Source organism: Streptomyces sp. NPDC006516 (genome assembly GCF_040611875.1).
Taxonomy (GTDB): Bacteria; Actinomycetota; Actinomycetes; order Streptomycetales; family Streptomycetaceae; genus Streptomyces.
The window spans coordinates 23,812-43,933 of record NZ_JBEXPD010000021.1 but is presented as its reverse complement, the minus strand read 5'-3'; the positions used below and the strand labels follow the sequence as shown (position 1 = coordinate 43,933).

Here is a 20,122-nt window from a genome sequence, read left to right as displayed (position 1 = left end):
TCCCGCACGTCCCTGGGGCCTCGTGCGGCCCAGGGACACAGGGGGCACCGTGGCCCGCATGGTTCCCGCGCGCCGCGACGCGTGGTACACACATGCGGGTCACTTCACCTGTCCGCCAACAGGGAGTTGCCTCATGACATCCGCACCTCGACGCCTCGCGACGGAATCAGCGTCCCGCGGGCTCGCGACACGACGACAGATCCTGGCCGGCAGCGCCGCTGTCGCCTTCACCGGCGCCTTCACCGAACTCTTCGCCGGCACCGCCGATGCCCGGGGCCACAGTGGCTACGGCCCCCTCCTGCCGGATCCCGAGGGCATGCTCGACCTGCCGAAAGGTTTCCGCTATCGGGTCCTCTCCCGGGAGGGCGACCCGCTCCGCTCCGGCGAGGGCCTGGTCCCCAGCAACCACGACGGCATGGCCGCCTTCAGGGGCCGCAACGGCCGGGTCCATCTCGTGCGTAACCACGAGAACAGGGTCACGGGGAAGATCGGTGTCCCCACCGTCGAGGGCCTCACCTACGACCCGGCAGGCAAGGGCGGCTGTACGGCCATCGAACTCGACGCGCGCGGCGCGGTCCGGGGCGAGCGCGTCGCCGTCGCGGGGACGGCCGTCAACTGCGCGGGCGGCCCCACTCCCTGGAACACCTGGCTGACCTGCGAGGAGACCGAGGACAAGGCCGGCACCAACGGCTACACGAAGGACCACGGTTTCGTCTTCGAGGTGGACGGCGCCGATCCGCGCCGGACCGGGGCCGTTCCGCTGACCGCGATGGGCCGCTTCCAGCACGAGGCCGTCGCGATCGACCCGGCGAACGGCATCGTGTACGAGACGGAGGACGCGTTCGAGAGGCCCTTCGGGCTCTTCTACCGCTTCCTTCCGGAGAAGCCGCTCGGCGGGACGGGCTCGCTGCGGGCAGGCGGAGCGCTGGAGGCCATGCGGGTACCGGGGGTGCCCGATCTCTCCCTGATCCAGGAGATCGGTGCGCGTTTCGAGCGGGTCGAGTGGGTCCCCGTACCGGATCCGCAGGCGGCCGGAACGCCCATCCGGCATCAGGACTTCGGGCCGAAGGGCGTCACCCACGCCCAGAAGCTGGAGGGCTGCTACTGGGGCGGCTCGTCGGTGTACTTCGTCTCCAGCTACGCGCGCAGCGCGGAGGGTTCGGCGGCCGACCACTTCGGCCAGGTCTGGCGGTACGAGCCGGAGCGGCGCCGGCTCACGCTGGTGATCGTCTTCGGCCCGGACACCGACGTGCAGCTCCCCGGCGAGTCCCCGGACAACATCTGCCTGGCCTCCGGGGGCGGGCTGATGGTCTGCGAGGACGGGGGCGGCGCGCAGCACGTGCTCGGGGTGACGCGGCGCGGCGAGGTCTATCCGATGGCGCGGGGGCGGCAGAACATCGGGACGGCCGAGGAGCCGGAGTGGGGTGAGTTCGCCGGGGTCACGTTCTCGCCGGACGGCAGAACCATGTTCGTGAACTGCTACACGCCGGGGACCACCTTCGCGGTGACGGGCCCCTGGCGCTGACCGGCTTCGGCAGACGGGTGATCCGGGCCGGCCGCGCGTCGGCCCGGAGTGCCGTGGACGGCAGCTGATCCTTTTTCAGCTAGCGTCCTTCGGTGATCAAATCCGTTCGTACGATGATCGTTCTGTCTGCTCTGGGTGGGGCCTTTCTGAGCGGGGCGCTCGTCGGCTGCGCTGGGCCGGAAAGCGTGCGGGCCGGAAGCCCGGAGGCCGCGCCCTCCGGGGACGTCGCGGCAGCGCCGTCCGGAGGTGCCGCGCTCACGACGGCCTCCCCCGAGCCCGCGACACGGTCCGCCACGGCGTCCGCGAGCCCGTCGCCGCCTCCGCGGGGCGAGCCGCCCGTTCTCGCCCCCGGGCCCGCCGGGCTCACGCCGGTCTTCGAGCGCCGCGCGGAGAACACCTCGCCCCGGAGCAGCGGCGGCAAGGTCGTGGCGCTCACCTTCGACGCGGACATGACGGCTGATCAGGGACCACGGGCCGCCCAGGGCGAGCACTTCGACAACCCCGGGCTGATCGCGTCGCTGCGCCGGCTGAAGATCCCGTCGACGGTCTTCATGACGGGCCGGTGGGCGCAGGAGTACCCGGCTCAGGCCCGCTCGATCGGCACCGATCCCCTCTTCGAGATCGCCAACCACTCCTTCAGCCACTACGCCTTCGCCTCGCCCTGCTACGGCCTGCCGACCGTCGCGAAGGCCGACATGCGCAGAGACGTGGACCGGGCCTTCACCGCGATCCGGCAGACCGGGGCGCGCAACGTCGTGCCGTACTTCCGCTTCCCCGGGGGCTGCTACGACGACGTCTCGCTGAAGGCCCTGGCCCCCACGGGGGTCACCGCGGTCCAGTGGGACGTCGTCAGCGGTGACGCCTTCGCGACCGACGCGGACGCGGTGGCCGAGCAGGTGCTGGACGGGGTGAGGCCCGGGTCTCTGGTGGTCATGCACTGCACACGCAGCGCCGCACCCGTGACCGAGGACGCCGTACGCCGGATCGTGCCCGAGCTGCGTGAGCGTGGCTACCGCTTCGTCAAGGTCTCCGAGCTCATGCGCGGCTGAACGGCGGCGGCGCCGCGCCCGGCCCGTCGGGCGCGGCGCTCGGGCGCGGCGCTTCAGGCAGCCCGGCGCCCGGCCCCAGGCGCGCCCGGCCTCGTCCCGCACGCCCGGCCCGTCAGCCGGAGCAGGCCGTGCGTCCCGCTTCCTGCCAGGCGCACACGGGGCACAGGGTGCTGCCCTTCGTGGACTCCGGGTATTCGGTCGGCTTCCGGCACAGCACGCACTCGGCGTACGGCGGCCCGGCGTCCTGGGGAGCGGGGGCCGGCTCGGGCGTCTCGCAGTACGCATCGTCCATGCCGTCGAGCGTACTCACTCGCGCAGCGAGGCGATCCGGGACGTGAGGGCGGCCACCGTGACGGCGACGGCCACGGCCACGCCGAGCGGCAGCAGGGGTACCCGCACCGTGCCGGTCGCCGACCCGGAGACGAGTCCGGTCACCGCCTCCCGGGCGGGCGAGCCCCTGCCCACGAGGGCCAGCAGCACACCGAGCAGCGTCACCAGGAGCGACCATCCTCGGCGACGCAGGACCGGGCGGGAGCAGAGCGCCCCCACGGCCGTACCGAGCAGGGCACAGCACGCGGCGGCGAGCAGCCCTGCGAGGGCGGCGGGCGGGATCGGTACGTCGACGGTGTGGCCGGTGCTGGAGGGCTCGCTGATCAGCAGCGTGATCCCGGTACCCGCGACGCCCAGGGCGAGCGCGCTGCCCAGGGCCGCGAGCAGTGAGGCGACGTGCGCGCGCGAAGGCCCGGCGGCCGACGCGGTGACGGTCCGGGCGGCGGGCGGCTCCTGGGTGACACAGAGCCGGGCTAGCCAGGCGGCGACGGGGACCAGCGCGGCGGCGGCGTAGCCGAGCGAGTCCAGTACGGGCTGCCCGGGCCGGAGGCCGACGCCGAGGACGGCCGCGTACAGGAGGACGGGGGCGAGCCAGCGCTGTGAGCGAGCCAGCAGAGCGAGGTGGTAGCGCGTCGGCGCGGCGATGAGGCGCACCGCGGGTCGGGGCGCGGGACGGAACGCGGGCTTCGGTGCACCGCCCGGCAGGGACACCTGCGCCGGCGCGGCTGTGAGCGACGGTGCGGGCGCGGGCGCACGCCAGGGCGCAGAAGAGGGGGAGGGCTTAGAGGAAGGCGGGGGCGCGGACGAAGGCGGGGCAGCGGGCGGAGGCACGGCCGTACGCGCCGGCGTGGGCGCGGCCGCCCGTGCGGCCTCGGCGCGTGTTCCCGCACCGGCGGCCGGCTCCGGCAGCAGGTCTGCGGCCGTGCCGGCCGGAACAGGGTCCCTAAGCACGAGGACCCCGGTGATGTGCCAGGGCGGCCGGGCCGAGAGCAGGGCGTGGAGGACGCTGTCCGAATGCGCCGCGGTCGTCGTGAGGCGGAGCACGCGCGGGTTCCCGGGATCGCGTTCGACGACGGACGTGCCGGGCAGGCCGCCCGGCACGGCGGCCGACGCCATGCCCGTCGCCTCGATCCGGACGCCTGGGCCGGGGTCCGCGGCGGCGGAGCCGGCCGGAGTGAGGGTGAGCCCCTCCAGCCGGTACGCGAGGCCGGCCGATCCGGCGAGCCGCCGGGGGTCGTGGTCGACGAAGACCACCGTGGCGCCCTCGGCGACCCGCTCGGCGACGGCCCGGTCCAGTTCGCCCCGGGCGCCCGTGTCCAGGCCGGTCCACGCCTCGTCCAGGACGAGCAGCTCCGGTCGTGCCAGGAGCGCCTGGGCGACGGCGACCTTCTGGCTGGTGCCCTTGGAGAGCTCCGCCATGGGGGTGCGCGCGTGCCCGGCCGCCCCGAACCGCTCCAGCCACTCCAGCGCACGCGCGGCGGCCTCGGCGCTCGTGAGACCGTGCGCCCGGCCCATGTGGACGAGGTAGCCGAACGCCGTGAACGGCAGCGCGGCGGGGAACCGCTCGGGGACGTATGCCGTGCGCGGCCGGCCGGTGATCCGCCCCTCGGTGGGCGCGTCGACCCCGGCGAGCAACCGCAACAGGGTCGACTTGCCGGTGCCGTTGACGCCCTCGACGCGGACCAGGGTGTGCGGGGGCAGGTCCAGATCGACACCGCGCAGCACCCACGGCCCCCGCACCCCGTACCGTCGGCCCACTCCCCGCAGGATCAATGGGCCGCAGCCTTCTCCGGCTTGAGCTCGCTGGGACGTACGATCACGAACCCCTCGCCCTGGAGCATCAGCTGGACCGCCTCGCCCGATCCGCCGCGCACCATCGAGCCGAAGCTCTGCGAGCGGTGCAGGGAGGTGGAGAGCTGAGCGCTCCAGCCGACGACCGCGTCCGTGTCCACGTACACCGGCTGCTGTGCGGTGACGGGGATCACGATGGGCTGGCCGTCGCAGATGAGGCCGAGCTTCCCGTATCCGCTGAAGACGCTGTTGAAGAGGCCGCCACCGGTCATACCGGCGCCCTTCACGGTCTTGATCTCGTAGGACAGGCTCGCGTCGAAGCAGAGGACGTTGCGGCCGTTGATGGTGAGGACGTCGCCCTGTTCCATCTCCACGATGAAGCAGTTGGCCGCTTCGTGGGCGAACCACGCCTCGCCCTGACCGGTGACGGCCATCAGCGCCAGCCCCTCACCGGTCACCGCGCGCTTGAGCATGCCGCCTATGCCCTGGCCCTTGCGCTCGAACTGCAGATTGCCGCGGAAGGCGATCATCGACCCCTGCCGCGCGTGCATCTCACCGTTGACGGCGTACTTGATGGATTTGGCGTTCTGCAGGGTCATGCCGGGGGCCGTGGCCTGCTGCGCCATGTGCTCGCTGGAAAAGAGGTCGCTCTTCATGGCGTGCATCCTCACCCGGAGGCAGTTGTTCCGCCAAGAAGGAGTCGTGGCGGGGCCTGGCAGACTGGGTGCGTGAGCAGCGACAGCATCCCTGAGCCCCTTCCCGTACCCTCCGCGACCTCCGCCGACAGCCCGTTCCGTACGGAGCCGACGGCCCGCGACGAGGCCCCCCAGTTCGTCCTGCCGCTCGTCGTGCACATCGAGAAGGCGGACCCCCCGGCGCGCAACGACGCCCTGGTGACGGCGGCCCGCGCGGTGCTCACGATCCTCTCCGACCCCCGCTCGCTCGGCGAGGACGACGGGGCGGGCGAGGGCGAGTGGGCCCAGGCCATGCGCGACTGGCAGGACGCCAGGATCCGCAAGGTGGTGCGGCGGGCGCGCGGCGCGGAGTGGCGCAAGGCGTGCGCGCTCCCCGGGATCACGGTCACCGGCGAGCGGGCCGAGGTCCGGGTGTACCCGCCGGTCCCCTTGGACGGCTGGCCCAAGGAGCTGGCCAAGCTCCAGGTGTCGGGCACGGATCTGGAGGACGCCGAGCCCCCGGCCGCGCCCGTCCTCGACGGTCCGGTGCTCTGGATGAGCCCGGAGACCGGCATGTCGGCGGGGAAGGCGATGGCGCAGGCCGGGCACGGCGCGCAGCTCGCCTGGTGGGAGCTGTCGGACACGGAGCGCAAGGCATGGCGCGAGGCGGGGTTCCCGCTCTCGGTGGCCACCCCGGACGCCGGCCACTGGCGCGAACTGGCCGCGAGCGGACTGCCGGTGGTACGGGACGCGGGGTTCACGGAGGTCGCTCCGGGGTCCTGCACGGTCGTCGCCGACCACCCGGCGCTGCGCCGCTGACCCACCCGGCGCCGGGCCGCTGACCGGTGGGGCGGGCCCCGGACCCGCCCCTTCGCTCCCCCGGTCGCGCGGTTTCCCTCCGGCCCGGCTGAACACTTCTGCGCCGATCTACGTATCTCCTCGTACTGCCGCACCGGCATTACCGCCAAGTAGGTTGAACGCCGACTCAGTTGGCGGTTGATTCGAGCTGATACGCACCGGCCCGGGAGACACCTTGCTGCGACGCATCAACGGAACGGCCCTCATCATCGCCGCGCTGCTGGCCACGATCGGCGCGCTCGCCTTCCCCGTGTGGTCCTACGACGACCGCTCCGGCACCGGCGCGGCCAATCTGAACGCGTCCAGCGTGGCCACCCAGTGGGGCCCGCTCTCCGCGACCGACCGCGACTTCCTGGTCAAGGTGCGGCTGGCCGGGCTGTGGGAGCTCCCCGCGGGGCAGCAGGCGATCGAACGCGCGCCGAGCGAGGCGGTGAAGCTCGCCGGTGACCACCTGGTGGTGGGCCACACGGACCTGGACCGGCGGGCCCGGGACGTGGCCGCGAAGCTCGGGGTGGAGCTCCCGAACCAGCCCACGGAACAGCAGCAGAGCTGGCTCCGGGAGCTCACCGCCGCCGACGGCGAGGAGTACCAGCTGAAGTTCGCCAACCTCCTGCGTGCCGCGCACGGCAAGGTGTTCGCACTGGTCGCACAGGTCCGGCACACCACGCGCAACTCGCTGATCAGGCAGCTGGCCTCAGACGCCAACCAGACGGTGCTGGACCACATCACCATGCTGGAGCGCACCGGTTTCGTGGACTTCGACGGCCTGGCACGCGAAGCGGCCGGAGCTTCGACGGCCAGCCCGTCGGGGCCGCCCGCGCCGTCCGGCGTCGTACCCCAGGTGCCGGTGCCGGTGACACCGAGCGGCGACCAGTCGTTCACCTCCCGCCCGGTGCCTCCGACGATGGCCCCGCTGCCTCAGCCGTAACGCCCTCAGCCGTGGCGTCGGCGGCCGGAGCGCGGGGGCAGTCGCGGTCCCGGCGGCGGACGTCCAGGCGGTTGCCCCCTGGGCCGGTCCACTGCGCCCCGGGGACCCCGGGCACCACCGCGTCGGCTCGTCGGCACATCTGCGCACCCCCCGTTTCCGCGGGTCGACGCGGGACCAGCCGGGCCGCCGCGGAGGTCACGGTCGCGTGAGGCGGCGCCGTAAGCAGCTCCGGGAACCTCAAATTCAGCTCTGAACGTCCCCTCTTTCGGATTCACCGCCGCGTGGCGGGGCCATGACCCCTGCACAACGGGGAGGAGACACATGAAGCTGGGAATCGGGATCGGCTGGCGGCCGGAGATCGCGGACGCCGTCGAGGCTCTGCCGGGGATCGACTGGGTCGAGGCGGTGGCGGAGAACATCTGCGCGGACCATCTCCCCGCGTCCCTCGAACGCCTCCGGGAGCGCGGCGTCACCGTCGTCCCGCACGGTGTGGCGCTGGGCCTGGGCGGGGCCGACCGCCCTGACCCCGCCCGCCTCGCCGGACTGGCCGCACGGGCCGCCCTTCTCGGCGCGCCCCTGGTGACGGAGCACATCGCCTTCGTACGGGCCGGGGGGCCGCTCACCGCCTCGCCGTCCCTGGAGGCGGGGCATCTGCTGCCGGTGCCCCGGACCTGGGACGCGCTGGAGGTCCTGTGCGAGAACGTACGCATCGCGCAGGACTCGCTGCCCGTGCCGTTGGCCCTGGAGAACATCGCCGCGCTGATCTCCTGGCCCGACGAGGAGCTGACCGAGGGCCAGTTCCTCGCGGAACTGGTGGAGCGTACCGGCGTACGGCTGCTGATCGACGTGGCCAATCTGCACACCAACCACGTGAACCGTGGCGAGGACCCCGCGACCGCGCTCGACGAACTGCCGGTGGAGGCCATCGCCTACGTCCATGTGGCGGGCGGCGTGGAGAAGGACGGCGTCTGGCACGACACGCACGCCCACCCCGTGACGCGCCCGGTCCTGGACGTCCTGAGCGAACTGCGCTCCCGCGTCGATCCGCCGGGAGTCCTGCTGGAACGTGACGACGACTTCCCGCCCGCCGGGGAACTGGCCGGTGAACTGACCGCGATCCGCCGCACGCTGGCGGAGGCGGCAGCCGCTGGGGCGGCGCCCCGGCGAAGGCCCGGCGTGCCGGAGGAGCCGCCCACCCGGCGAGCGGGGGACCGCGACCGGACCGCCGTCGCCCAGACCGCGCTGCTCTCCTCGCTCGTGGCCGGCACTCCCGCGCCGGAGGGTTTCGACCGCCGCCGCCTGGAGGTGCAGAGCCGCGCGCTGGCCGCCAAGCGCGCCGACGTCATCGCCAAGGTGGCGCCGGAACTGCCCGAGATCCTCGGTGACGGATACCGGAAGGCGTTCCTCGCGTACGCCAGGAACCGGCCGATGTCCGGGGGTTACCGCCGTGACGCGCTCGGCTTCGCCGAGCACCTCCTGATCACCGGCCGGCCGGCCGACGAGGCGGCCCGGCGGAGGCTGACGCGCTGGTGGCGGGAGCGCTCCGGCCCCCGCCCTCCGCGCCGGGGAACCCGCCTGGTCCACGCCGCCCGTGCAGCCCTCCTCGGAAAGTGACCGCCATGAACACTCTTGCGCTCGTACTCACGCTGGCCGTGGCCGTCTCCTCGGTGTTCCTGATCGTCGCGACGCGACGCGCCGGGCTGCGGGGCGGCGGCACCGCCGCGCATGTGCACGACCTCTTCGAGGAGGCGTTCCTCAAGGGCGGCCCGGCCAGGGCGGTGGACACCGCCCTCACCCGCATGCACACGGACGGACGGCTGACCATCGGCGGGCCCGGCATCGTCGCGGTCCTGCGGGACGAGGCACACGACGCGGTGGAACGGGCCGTCCTCCAGGAGCTGGCCGCCGCTCCCAGCGGCGCCCTGCACACCCTCCGGGAGAACGTGATGCGGCACCCGGCGGTGCAGGAGATCGGCGACGGTCTCGCCGCCCGTGGACTGCTGGTCGCGCCCGGCGAGAGCCGGACCCGTCGCGCCTGGGGGCTGGGCCTGGGCATCGGGTGCATCGTGGGGTTCCCGGTGGCCATCGCCCTGACCATCACGCAGTACGCCCTGTACGACGGGTACTCGGACATCCCTTTCCCCTTCTTCCTGAAGGTCCTGCCCGCACTCGTGGCCGGGGCGGTGATCGGTCTGGTCACCGCGTCGACGGCCAAGGCGCGGCTCACCGAAGCGGGCCGCAGGGCCGCCGCGGGCTTCCAGGTGGCCAATGCCCACGTGACCGACCCGGCCCACCTGGTAGCCACCCAGGGACTCGGCGCACTCCCCGACCCGGAGCTCCAGGTCCAGTTGACGGCCGCCGCCCGCCAACGGTCCTCCAGGGGCTCCTCCTCGGGCTCCTCGTCCTCGTCCGCCTCCTCGGCCGCGTTCGTGCCCGTGATGTGGTGCGCCGGGGTGGGCCCCGGCGGAGGCGGCTGCGGAGGGTCCACCGGTGGTGGCGGCGACTCCGGGACGAGCTCCTCCTGCAGTTCGGGGTCGAGTTGCGGGAGCAGCGGATCCAGCTGCGGCGGGGGCGGTTCGAGCTGCGGTGGCGGCGGCGGTTCGAGCTGCGGTGGCGGCGGTTCCTGATGCCCGCCCGCCGTCTCCGCGCCGGTGCGTCGAGGGCGGCGGGCCCGTGCGGGCCCCTGCGGCGTGGCGCCGGGGGGCGGAGTCCGAACGCCCGGCTCGGCATGCGTACGAATTCAGCCACCGATGACCGCCTGTGACCGAGATTGGTCCATATCGTGAACAGGGCATGGCGCTTCCCTGCCGGTTTCGCATAGAACTCCGCCATGCTCTGGGTTCTGCTTCTTCTGGTGGCGTGGAGCGCCGCCGCCGTCTCCTGTATCCGGCTGTGCCTCGTCACCGCGGGTGCGGCCCAGCGGCCGGCGCACTCCGCACCGGCGCCCGTCGCCCCTGAACTCAACCTGTACGAGACGGCGTTCCTGGCCGGCGGCCCGCACCGGGTCGCCGATCTGGCCCTGGTCTCCATGCATCTGCGGCGCCGGCTGCTGCTCGCCCACACCGGCTGGGCCACGGTGGTCGACCCGGAGGGCCAGGACGAGGTCGAGCGCACCGTGATCCGCGCGATCGGCCCGGAGGGCCAGTCCCGGATAGCCCCGATACGGGCCGCAGCGGCGGCGGCCGAAGCCGTGCGCTCCCTCGCCGACCGCCTCGTCGCGGCGGGGCTCGCCGTCCCTCACGGCACCCGGACGAGCCTGGAGTCGGCCGTACGCGCGGTTCGGGGCTCTGCCGTGCTGGTCGTGGTCCTGGCAGCCACGGCCGTGCTGATGCCAGGTCAGGAGACGGGCTACGCGGGCCCGGTGGTCGCGTGGTTCGGGCTGCCGCTGGTGCTGACACTGGGCTGTCTGGCCATCGCCCGGGTGGAGAACCACCCGTACAGCCCGTGGGCGTCGCCGTCCGGGCAGCGCTGGCTGGACTCCCTGCCCGCGCCGGTGCACGGCGCGGACCGCGACCTGCTGGCCGCGGTGGCCGTGCGGGGCGTCGGCGCCGTGCGGGATCCGGCGCTGCGGGCCGCGCTGCTGAGCGGGGCCCGCACCGGCGGATGACCCGCCAGGACGTGAAGACGCCACAAGGGCCGCCCCGGAGGGCGGCCCTTGTGGCGTGCTGTCCAGTTGTGCGGCCCGGGACACATCGGCCTGGGACGGCGAGATGGAGCGGCCCACGGGGAGGAATGGCTGACTCCCCCGCGCGCCACGGCGCTTCGCCGGCCCTCGGCCGATGTGCACCCGGTACCGGACCCGGTGTCGCTGGAACGACGGGCGGCGTCACACGCGCCGTTGCCCGCCAACTGATCTTCCGGGTCGGGATGACCGGAAACGCTGGCTATGCGAGTCCGGCCACCAAGTCTGCTACGGACTTCCTGCGTCCGGTGTAGAACGGAACCTCTTCGCGCACGTGCAGTCGCGCCTCGGAGGCGCGCAGGTGACGCATCAGGTCGACGATGCGGTACAGCTCGTCGGCCTCGAAGGCGAGGACCCACTCGTAGTCGCCGAGCGAGAAGGAGGCGACCGTGTTGGCGCGCACGTCAGGGTAGCCGCGGGCCATCTTCCCGTGGTCCGCGAGCATGCGGCGGCGGTCCTCGTCGGGCAGCAGGTACCAGTCGTAGCTGCGCACGAAGGGGTACACGCTGATGTAGTCGCGCGGGGTCTCGTCGGCCAGGAAGGCAGGCACGTGCGACTTGTTGAACTCGGCGGGGCGGTGCAGCGCCATGTTCGACCAGACCGGCTCCAGGGCGCGGCCCAGCTTCGTGCGCCGGAAGAGGTTGTACGCCTCCTGGAGTTCGTCGGACGTCTCGGCGTGCCACCAGATCATCAGATCGGCGTCCGCCCGGAGACCGGACACGTCGTAGGTGCCGCGGACCGTGACGTCCTTGGCCGCGAGCTGGTCGAACAGCTCCTGGACCTCGTCGGCGTAGCCGGCGCGGTCGAGCGGAAGGACATCCTTCAGCCTGAAGACGGACCACAGGGTGTAGCGGATGACCTCGTTGAGGTCCTTGGCCTTCTTGCCTGCGTTCGGAAGCTTTTCTGGCGCACTCATACGGCTATTGTCCCGCCTCGCTCCGCGAGCCCCGAACCCGGGTCGGAGTGTTGCCGGTCTCCCCCGTGGAGCGGCCCTCGATGTCAGCGGCGATCTCGTCCGCGGCGCGGTGCGCGCTGGCGACGCAGGCCGGGATCCCGACCCCGTCGTAGACGGCTCCGCACACGCGCAGACCGGGCAGCTTGGCGACCTCGTCACGGATCCGGGCGACCCTGCCGAGATGCCCCACGGGGTACTGGGGCAGCCCGCCGATCCACCGGGTGACCTCGGTGTCCACGGGCCGCGCCGTCAGTCCGGTCGCCGCGGCCAGGTCCCCCAGGGACACGTCGACGAGTTCGTCGTCCTCGCGGTGCAGGTGCTCCTCCTCGCCGTAGCGGCCGACCGACGTCCGCAGCAGGAACAGATCGGGGGCCGAGTCGGCGACCCACCGCCACTTGTTGGTGGAGAAGGTGGCGGCCTTGATCGTGCGGCCGTCGACCGGGGGCACGAGGAAGCCGGAACGCCCCTGGAGGGCCGCGGTCCCCGCGAGGTCGGAGCGCCGGAAGGCCATGGTGACGAGGGCCATCGAGGCGTACTCGACGGCGGCCAGCTCCACGGAGGCCGCCGGGCACTCGGCGGCGAGCAGCGTGGACGCCGACCACGCGGGGGTGGCCAGGACGACGGCGTCGGCCGCGACCACCCGGCTGTCGGTGCGCACGTCCCAGCCCCGCGCCGACCGGGTCAGGCCGAGCACCGGGGTCTCCGTGAGGATCTCGGCGCCCCCGGCCCGTACGGCGTCGGCCACCGCGCCGGGCAGGGTGCCGATGCCTCCCTCGATGCCCTGGAAGACCGGCCCCGTCTGCTGCCGGGCGGCGGCCCGCTCCTGGATGCGGAGCACGCCGTCGAGGAGCGGCCCGCCCTCCTTCACGGCCTCGAAGAGGTGGGGCACGGCGGCGCGCATGGAGATCCGGTAGGCGTCACCCGCGTACACCCCGCCGAGCAGTGGCTCCACCAGCCGGTCGACGACCTCCCGGCCGAGCCGGTCGGCGACGTACGAACCCACCGCGACGTCGTCGCCGACGGCGGTCGGCGTGAGGTCACGCTCCTCGGCGATCCTGGCCAGGCCCTCGGGCGAGAGCACACCGCTGAGCGCCGCGGGGTCGCCCGGTACGCCCATCACGTGGCCCTTGGGCATGGGCCGCAGGGCGTCGCGGGTCCAGACCGAGGCAGTGGCGGTGGCGGGCGGCTGGAGCCGCTCGCCGAGGCCCACCGCGGTGGCGAGCCCGACCGCCTCCGGCCGCCGCGCGAGCATCGACTCGGCACCGAGGTCGACCTGGGTGCCCGCGATCTCGCCCGTCATCAGCTTTCCGCCGAGCCGCTCCGTCGCCTCCAGGACGGTGACGCGGAGGCCGGAGGCCAACAGCCGGTGGGCGGCGGCGAGTCCGGCGATGCCACCGCCGATGACGACGGCATGGCCCGTACGTGTGGTGTCGCGCTGAAGAGGACGCTGCATGGGTCCACTCTCTCAAACCCTTACCGAGTCCCGAACGTGACCACTTCGAAACCGCCTGACGGCAACCCGCACCAGGGCCTCCTACGTCGAACCGGCACCATCGACAACGACCCTCGGGGGGACACGTCATGCCTTACGGACACCACACCGGCAGCCATCCATCCACTCGTTCCGGACCGCGGCGCTCACGCGCGCTGGCCGCCGCCGGCCTGCTCGTGGTGCTCCTGGGCACCGGTGCGTGCGGGGCCGGCTCGGACAGCGGTTCGCAGGGGCTCGACTCCGCGTCCGACAAGAAGGCGGCGGCTCCCGCCGCGGAGGGAGCCGGCGACCAGGCCGCGGGCAAGGAGGCCGACCGCTCCTCGTCCACGCGGAAGACGGACTCCGCGGTCGCGGTCCACGTCATCCGCACGGCCACGCTCGACATCGAGGTGAAGAGCGTGCCGAAGGCGGTCGCCGCGGCCCGGGCCGCAGCCGAAGGGGCCGGCGGACTCGTCGCGGACGAGAGCACCGAACGGCTCGACGAGGAGCACGACGTCTCCCGTCTCGTCCTGCGCGTACCCCAGGACCGGTACGACGAGGTGCTGCGCGGCCTCGCGGGGTCGGGGAAGCTGCTGTCCCGGACGTCGAACGCGAAGGACGTGACCGGGGAGGTCGTCGACGTCGAGAGCCGCATCGCCACCCAGCGAGCGAGCGTCACCCGGGTCCGCGATCTGATGGACAAGGCCGTCAAGCTCACCGACGTGGTGGCACTGGAAGGAGAACTGAGCAGCAGGCAGGCCGACTTGGAGTCCCTGCTCGCCCAGCAGGCGTCGCTGAAGGACCGTACGTCGCTGGCGACGATCACCCTCGAACTCAGTGAGCCGTACGCGGAGGGCAAGGACCCCGAGGACGAGGACACGGGCTTCCTGGACGCCCTGGCCGGGGGCTGGGACGCGTTCCTGACCATGCTCCGGTGGATCGCGGTCGCCATCGGCGCCACGGCTCCGTTCCTGGCCGCCGCGGTCGTGCTGGCGCTCCTGTGGCGGCTGCTGCGCGGCCGCCTGCCCCGGCGCCGCAGGGCGCCCCAGGAGCCGCCGCAGACCCCGACGGCCGCGTCCGGGGAGCCGCCGCGGACCCCGCGGCCCACACCGGCCCCGTAACCGCCGTAGCGTTGGTCCCCGACCTGCACACGGCGGCGAAGGGACCCGGCATGGCGGCGGAACGACTGGTGGTCGTCGGAGGCGACGCGGCGGGCATGTCCGCCGCGTCACAGGCCCGCAGGCTCAAGGGGCCCGGCGAGCTGAGCATCGTCGCTTTCGAGCGCGGCAACTTCACGTCGTACTCCGCCTGCGGCATCCCCTACTGGGTGAGCGGCGACGTCGACGGCCCCGACGACCTCATCGCCCGTTCGCCCGAGGAGCACCGGGCCCGTTCGATCGATCTGCGCACCCGCACGGAGGTGACGGAGATCGACGTCGACGGGAGGCGGGTGCGGGCGCTGGACCGCGACAGCGGTGAGACGTACTGGACACCGTTCGACAAGCTGGTGATCGCCACGGGCGCCCGGCCCGTCCGTCCCGCTCTTCCCGGGATCGACGCCCCGGGCGTCCACGGGGTGCAGACCCTGGACGACGGCCAGGCGCTCCTGGACTCGCTGGACCGGGCCCCGGGGCGCCGGGCCGTCGTGGTGGGCGCGGGTTACATCGGGGTCGAGATGGCCGAGGCGATGCTCAAGCGCGGCTTCGAGGTGACGGTGCTCAACCGCGGCGCGCAGCCCATGGCGACGCTGGATCCGGACATGGGGCAGCTGGTCCACGACGCGATGGACGGGCTGGGCATCACGACCGTCAACGGCGCCTCGGTCACCCGGATCGACACGGGCGAGGACGGCCGGGTCACGGCGGTGGCCACGGAGCAGGAGACCTATCCGGCGGACATCGTGGTGCTCGGCATCGGCGTCGAGCCGGAGACCACCCTGGCCCGCGAGGCCGGTCTGCCGCTGGGCCCGCACGGCGGCCTCCTGACGGACCTGTCGATGCGGGTCGTCGGGCAGGACGCCATCTGGGCGGGCGGGGACTGCGTCGAGGTCCTGGACCTCGTCGCCGGCCGCACCCGGCACATCGCGCTCGGCACCCACGCGAACAAGCACGGCCAGATCATCGGGGCCAACGTCGGCGGCGGCTACGGCACGTTCCCGGGCGTGGTCGGTACGGCGGTGAGCAAGGTCTGTGATCTGGAGATCGCCAGGACCGGCCTGCGCGAGAAGGACGCGACGGCGGTCGGCCTGCGCTTCGTGACGGCGACGATCGAGTCGACGGGCCGCGCGGGCTACTACCCGGGGGCGAAGCCGATGACGGTGAAGATGCTCGCGGAGTACCGCACCGGACGGCTGCTGGGCGTGCAGATCGTGGGCCGTGAGGGGGCGGCGAAGCGGGTGGACGTCGCTGCCGTGGCACTCACCGCCGGGATGACGGTGGAGGCCATGACGGCACTCGACCTCGGATACGCCCCGCCGTTCTCCCCGGTCTGGGACCCGGTCCTGGTGGCCGCCCGCAAGGCCGTCTCGGCGGTGCGGGCGAGCCTCCGGGAGGACGTCTGACTAACGGGCCGTCTGCTCGTGGACGTACTCCACCAGGCGCGTCAGGGCAGCCGGGTCGGTGGACGGCAGGACGCCGTGCCCCAGGTTGAAGATGTGGCCCTCGAGCCCCGCGGCGGCGGCGAGCACCTCGCGGGTCTTCGCCTCGACCGCCTCGGTCGGCGCGAAGAGCACCGCCGGGTCGAGGTTGCCCTGGAGCGCCTTGCCGGGACCGACCCGGCGGGCACCCTCGTCCATCGGGACGCGCCAGTCCACGCCGACCACGTCCGCGCCGGCCTCGCCCATCAGGCCGAGCAGCTCGCCGGTGCCGACGCCGAAGTGGATGCGCGGGACGCCGTACGGGGCGACGGCGTCGAAGACCTTCGCGGAGGCCGGCATTACGGAGCGGCGGTAGTCGGCCGGGGCCAGGGCCCCGACCCAGGAGTCGAAGAGCTGGACCGCGGAGGCGCCGGCCTCGATCTGAACCTTCAGGAAGGCGCCGGTGATCGCCGCCAGCCGGTCGAGCAGCTCGGCCCAGAGCTCCGGCTCGCCGTACATCATGGCCTTGGTGCGCTCGTGGTTGCGGGACGGGCCGCCCTCCACGAGGTAGCTCGCCAGAGTGAACGGCGCACCGGCGAAGCCGATGAGCGGGGTGGCGCCGAGCTCCGCGGTGAGCATCCCGAAGGCCTCGGTGACGTACGGGACGTCCTCGGGGGTGAGATCGCGCAGGCGGGCCAGATCGGCGCGGGTGCGGATCGGCTCGGCGATCACCGGGCCGACGCCGGGCTTGATGTCGAGGTCGATGCCGATGGCCTTGAGGGGCACGACGATGTCGCTGAAGTAGATCGCGGCGTCGACCTTGTGGCGGCGCACGGGCTGCAGCGTGATCTCGGTGACCAGCTCCGGCATCATGCAGGAGTCGAGCATCGCGATGCCCTCGCGGACCTTCAGGTACTCGGGCAGCGACCGCCCCGCCTGACGCATGAACCAGACCGGGGTGTGCGGCACCGGCTCGCGACGGCACGCCTTGAGGAACGCCGACTCGTGGGTGGCGGGGGTCGTCGGCAGGCCCGGGGTCGGGCCCTCCCCCGATCGGACGGAGCTGAGCTCTTGGGGAAGGTCGTTGGCACTCACGCACAGAATCTTCGCACGGAGCGGCAACGAGCCGGACCCCGCATGGGTGTCCCTCCCTGCACGGGGCTCCGGTTCCGCCTACTCTTCCCCGCATGGCTCCGGCTCAGGGACAATATTCCGATCATTCCGATGGCACTGACAGCGAGGAGAGTGCGGACGGCGAAACGGTTCCGCCCGCGTTCCGGTCGGCGGTCGACGCGCTGCGTTCCGCCCGTCTGCGCCCCGAACTGGAGGTCGAGCCCACGCGCCCGCCGAAACGGCTCGCCCCGCACGCGTACGCCCTGGAAGCCGCGGTGGTCGACGGCGACGACGATCTCGCCGACGGCCGCCTCGTGCTCCTGCACGATCCGTCGGGGCACGACGCCTGGCAGGGCACCTTCCGGCTGGTGACCCTCGTGCGGGCGGAACTCGAACCGGAGATGGCGGCGGACCCTCTGCTGCCTGAGGTGTGCTGGACGTGGCTGACGGGCGCACTGGATGCCAGAGGGTTGTCGTACGGGGAGGCCGGCGGCACCGTGACGCGGGCCGGCTCGCACTACTTCGGCGCGCTCGGTGCGCGCCGTCCCGCCACGCAGATCGAGATCCGCGCCTCGTGGACGCCGCGCGAGGGGCGCGGTGGGGTGCCCGACACCGCGGCGCACCTGTCCGCGTGGGGTGATCTGCTCTGCCAGCTGGCGGGCCTGCCGCCGTCGGGCACCGCGGACGCGGCGGTGGTGACCCTGCCGCAAAGGCGCGGACCCCAGGCGCCATGACGCAGCGTCATCATTCGGAGAGCCGGTCGCACAGGGACCGGCTCTCTTTTCGTACAATCGATCGCGCGTCCTATTTGCCCGAATTGTTACTCACTAATCCGTGATCTTCCTCTAAAGGAGGACGCACCTGCTGCCGAAGAGGTCAATGACCCTTCAAGCACGGTTCGCCCCGGCTTCCCCCTAGCCGGCCCGTCCCGACACTCCCCCCAGGAGGCCTGGTGTCCGTTCTCCTCGAGCAGCCCGCAAGCCTGGTCGCCTACCGCCCGAACAAACCGACGGCCATGGTCGTCGTGGCCGACCCGCGCGTCCGTTCCACCGTCACCCGCCATCTGTGGGCTCTCGGTGTTCGTGACGTCATCGAGGCGTCGTCCATCGCGGAGGCCCGCCCCCGCGTCGGCAACCCGCGCGACATCTGCGTTGCCGACGTCCACCTGCCCGACGGTTCCGGGCTGACCCTGCTGTCCGAGACCCGAGCCGCCGGCTGGCCGAACGGCCTCGCCCTCTCCGCCGCCGATGACATCGGCGCGGTACGCAACGCCCTCGCGGGCGGAGTGAAGGGCTACGTCGTCACCGGCACCCGTACGAACATCGGCCACCCCACCCGTCCCGGCGTCGCCCCGATCGGCGCCAACGCCGCCCGCATGCACCGCAGGCCTCCCGGCTCCCCGAGCCACCCGGGCGGCTACCGCGAACTCTCCGGCCGTGAGGTGGAGGTGCTCCGCCTGGTCGCCGAAGGCCAGTCCAACAAGGCCATCGGCGTCTCGATGGGCCTCTCCGCACTCACCGTCAAGAGCCACCTCGCCCGCATCGCCCGCAAGCTCGGCACCGGAGACCGAGCCGGAATGGTCGCCGTGGCCCTGCGTACGGGCATCATCCACTGACGCCCCCACCCCACCGGCACCTGCGCGGACGCGCACCCGGCCGGTTTACGCGCATGGCCGCCCGTCGGCGGAACGTTCCGTCGACGGGCGACGCGCATACACAGATACCCTTGGCATGTGACCGACGCCCAAGAGACCGCAGAAGACACATCACTGCGAACCACCGGGGGCGCTCCCCCGGACGACGTCGCCCCGGCGCCGATCCCCTTGCTCGAACCGCGCGAGGGCATCCCTCCGGTGGTGGCGACCGACGACGCGCTGGCCGAGGTGATCGCGGCCTTCGCCGCGGGCACCGGCCCGGTGGCCGTCGACGCCGAGCGCGCCTCCGGCTACCGCTACGGGCAGCGCGCCTACCTCGTACAGCTGCGGCGCGAGGGCGCGGGCAGTGCCCTGATCGACCCGGTCGGCTGCCCCGACCTCTCCGGGCTCGGTCAGGCCCTCACCGGCAGTGAGTGGATCCTGCACGCAGCCACCCAGGACCTGCCCTGCCTGCGCGACATAGGCATGACCCCGACGTCGCTCTTCGACACGGAGCTCGCCGGACGGCTCGCGGGGTTCCCGCGCGTCGGACTGGGCGCCATCGTGGAGAACGTCCTCGGCTACGCCCTGGAGAAGGGCCACTCGGCGGTCGACTGGTCCACGCGTCCGCTTCCCGACCCGTGGCTGCGCTACGCCGCCCTCGACGTCGAACTGCTGGTGGACCTGCGCAACGCCCTGGAGGTGGAGCTGGACCGCCAGGGCAAGCTGGAGTGGGCCCTGGAGGAGTTCGAGGCGATCGCGTCGGCGCCGCCCGCTCCCCCGCGCAAGGACCCGTGGCGCCGGACCTCCGGCATGCACAAGGTGCGCCGCCGCCGTCAGATCGCCGTCGTACGGGAGCTGTGGAACGCCCGCGACCAGGTGGCGCAGCGTCGCGACGTCTCCCCCGGCAAGGTGCTCGGCGACGCCGCGATCATCGAGGCGGCCCTGGCGCTGCCCGCGAACGTGCAAGCCCTCACCGCACTGCCCGGCTTCGGCCACCGCATGGGACGCCGTCAGCTGGAGCAGTGGCAGGCGGCCGTCGACCGCGCCAAGGCGCTGCCCGAATCGGAGCTGCCGCAGCCCGGTCAGCAGCCGGCCGGCCCGCCGCCGCCCCGCTCCTGGGCGGACAAGGACCCGGCCGCCGCCGCCCGCCTCTCGGCCGCGCGCGCCTCGGTGTCGGAGCTCGCGGAGCGGCTGCACATGCCCCAGGAGAACCTGATCACCCCGGACACCGTGCGCCGGGTCTGCTGGGAGCCGCCCAAGACCCTCACGCCGGGGGCCGTGGAGACCGCCCTCGCCGGGTACGGCGCGCGCCGCTGGCAGATCGAACAGGTCGGACCGCTCCTGCTGGACGCCCTGGACAAGAGCGCCTGAGCTCTCTCGCGTGTGCCCCCTGCCGGAGGACCGGCAGGGGGCACACGCGTGTCGGGGCCGTGCCCCCGTGCCGCCCGTCGGCGAGGATCGAATTCGCGCCAGTTACCGGTCTCTCCCGGGCACCGGTGGCGGCTCGTCCCGTGTGACGTTCGCCGCTCCGGTGG

The 20,122-nt window shown here is 73.1% G+C and carries 18 protein-coding genes; 12 read left to right on the top strand and 6 right to left on the bottom strand.

The window, feature by feature from the left end; all coding sequences use genetic code 11:
* Positions 1–133: 133 nt before the first annotated feature.
* Entirely contained in the window at positions 134–1,525 is a 1,392-nt protein-coding gene (locus ABZY45_RS33640) for an alkaline phosphatase PhoX (protein ID WP_356746050.1), read from the top strand.
* A 113-nt stretch (positions 1,526–1,638) separates the two neighbouring features.
* Positions 1,639–2,574 carry a polysaccharide deacetylase family protein gene (locus ABZY45_RS33635; RefSeq protein WP_356746049.1) on the top strand — a complete coding sequence of 312 codons (936 nt, stop codon included), beginning with the start codon at positions 1,639–1,641 and terminating at the stop codon, positions 2,572–2,574.
* 112 nt (positions 2,575–2,686) lie between these two features.
* Here the strand turns inward: ABZY45_RS33635 and ABZY45_RS33630 are convergent, their stop codons facing one another.
* From ABZY45_RS33630 to ABZY45_RS33620, 3 genes are read right to left on the bottom strand one after another with little or no spacing between them, the layout of a single operon-like run.
* On the bottom strand, positions 2,687–2,866 hold the full coding sequence (locus tag ABZY45_RS33630) for a hypothetical protein (RefSeq protein ID WP_356746048.1): 180 nt from the start codon (positions 2,864–2,866) through the stop codon (positions 2,687–2,689).
* Between the two features lie 14 nt (positions 2,867–2,880).
* Entirely contained in the window at positions 2,881–4,662 is a 1,782-nt protein-coding gene (locus tag ABZY45_RS33625) for an ATP-binding cassette domain-containing protein (RefSeq protein WP_356746047.1), read from the bottom strand.
* An 11-nt stretch (positions 4,663–4,673) separates the two neighbouring features.
* Positions 4,674–5,351 (bottom strand): AIM24 family protein, encoded by a 678-nt coding sequence (locus ABZY45_RS33620; protein ID WP_356746046.1) that lies wholly within the window; start codon positions 5,349–5,351, stop codon positions 4,674–4,676.
* Positions 5,352–5,423: 72 nt separating this feature from the next.
* Here ABZY45_RS33620 and ABZY45_RS33615 point away from each other — a divergent pair, with 72 nt between their 5' ends.
* From ABZY45_RS33615 to ABZY45_RS33595, 5 genes are all read left to right on the top strand, one after another.
* Positions 5,424–6,188 carry an aminoacyl-tRNA hydrolase gene (locus ABZY45_RS33615; RefSeq protein ID WP_356746045.1) on the top strand — a complete coding sequence of 255 codons (765 nt, stop codon included), beginning with the start codon at positions 5,424–5,426 and terminating at the stop codon, positions 6,186–6,188.
* A gap of 217 nt (positions 6,189–6,405) precedes the next feature.
* Complete coding sequence (locus ABZY45_RS33610; RefSeq protein WP_356746100.1) at positions 6,406–7,155, top strand: DUF4142 domain-containing protein; 750 nt, start codon at positions 6,406–6,408, stop codon at positions 7,153–7,155.
* Between the two features lie 321 nt (positions 7,156–7,476).
* Complete coding sequence (locus ABZY45_RS33605; protein ID WP_356746044.1) at positions 7,477–8,769, top strand: DUF692 domain-containing protein; 1,293 nt, start codon at positions 7,477–7,479, stop codon at positions 8,767–8,769.
* A gap of 5 nt (positions 8,770–8,774) precedes the next feature.
* Positions 8,775–9,782 (top strand): TIGR04222 domain-containing membrane protein, encoded by a 1,008-nt coding sequence (locus ABZY45_RS33600; RefSeq protein WP_356746043.1) that lies wholly within the window; start codon positions 8,775–8,777, stop codon positions 9,780–9,782.
* A 203-nt stretch (positions 9,783–9,985) separates the two neighbouring features.
* A complete protein-coding gene (locus ABZY45_RS33595) occupies positions 9,986–10,762 on the top strand; it encodes a TIGR04222 domain-containing membrane protein (RefSeq protein WP_356746042.1) in 777 nt (258 codons plus the stop codon).
* A gap of 277 nt (positions 10,763–11,039) precedes the next feature.
* Here ABZY45_RS33595 and hemQ read toward each other — a convergent pair whose 3' ends face one another.
* Together hemQ and hemG are read right to left on the bottom strand one after the other, a co-directional pair.
* The gene (hemQ, locus tag ABZY45_RS33590) at positions 11,040–11,753 is read right to left on the bottom strand and encodes a hydrogen peroxide-dependent heme synthase (protein ID WP_277331306.1); all 714 of its coding nucleotides are present in this window, start codon (positions 11,751–11,753) and stop codon (positions 11,040–11,042) included.
* 4 nt (positions 11,754–11,757) lie between these two features.
* Positions 11,758–13,245, bottom strand: coding sequence for a protoporphyrinogen oxidase (hemG, locus tag ABZY45_RS33585; RefSeq protein WP_356746041.1), 1,488 nt, complete (start codon positions 13,243–13,245; stop codon positions 11,758–11,760).
* A gap of 128 nt (positions 13,246–13,373) precedes the next feature.
* Between hemG and ABZY45_RS33580 the strand changes: the two genes are divergently transcribed.
* Both ABZY45_RS33580 and ABZY45_RS33575 read left to right on the top strand, forming a co-directional pair.
* Positions 13,374–14,384, top strand: coding sequence for a DUF4349 domain-containing protein (locus ABZY45_RS33580; protein WP_356746040.1), 1,011 nt, complete (start codon positions 13,374–13,376; stop codon positions 14,382–14,384).
* A 50-nt stretch (positions 14,385–14,434) separates the two neighbouring features.
* A complete protein-coding gene (locus ABZY45_RS33575; protein ID WP_356746039.1) occupies positions 14,435–15,823 on the top strand; it encodes an FAD-dependent oxidoreductase in 1,389 nt (462 codons plus the stop codon).
* Here the strand turns inward: ABZY45_RS33575 and hemE are convergent, their stop codons facing one another.
* A complete protein-coding gene (gene hemE, locus ABZY45_RS33570; RefSeq protein ID WP_356746099.1) occupies positions 15,824–16,867 on the bottom strand; it encodes a uroporphyrinogen decarboxylase in 1,044 nt (347 codons plus the stop codon).
* 158 nt (positions 16,868–17,025) lie between these two features.
* Here hemE and ABZY45_RS33565 point away from each other — a divergent pair, with 158 nt between their 5' ends.
* From ABZY45_RS33565 to ABZY45_RS33555, 3 genes are all read left to right on the top strand, one after another.
* Positions 17,026–17,685, top strand: a complete 660-nt coding sequence (locus ABZY45_RS33565; RefSeq protein WP_356746038.1) for a DUF3000 domain-containing protein — start codon at positions 17,026–17,028, stop codon at positions 17,683–17,685.
* Positions 17,686–17,903: 218 nt separating this feature from the next.
* Positions 17,904–18,566, top strand: coding sequence for a response regulator transcription factor (locus tag ABZY45_RS33560; RefSeq protein WP_033300087.1), 663 nt, complete (start codon positions 17,904–17,906; stop codon positions 18,564–18,566).
* A gap of 117 nt (positions 18,567–18,683) precedes the next feature.
* The gene (locus tag ABZY45_RS33555) at positions 18,684–19,958 is read left to right on the top strand and encodes an HRDC domain-containing protein (RefSeq protein WP_356746037.1); all 1,275 of its coding nucleotides are present in this window, start codon (positions 18,684–18,686) and stop codon (positions 19,956–19,958) included.
* The last annotated feature ends 164 nt before the right edge of the window (positions 19,959–20,122 follow it).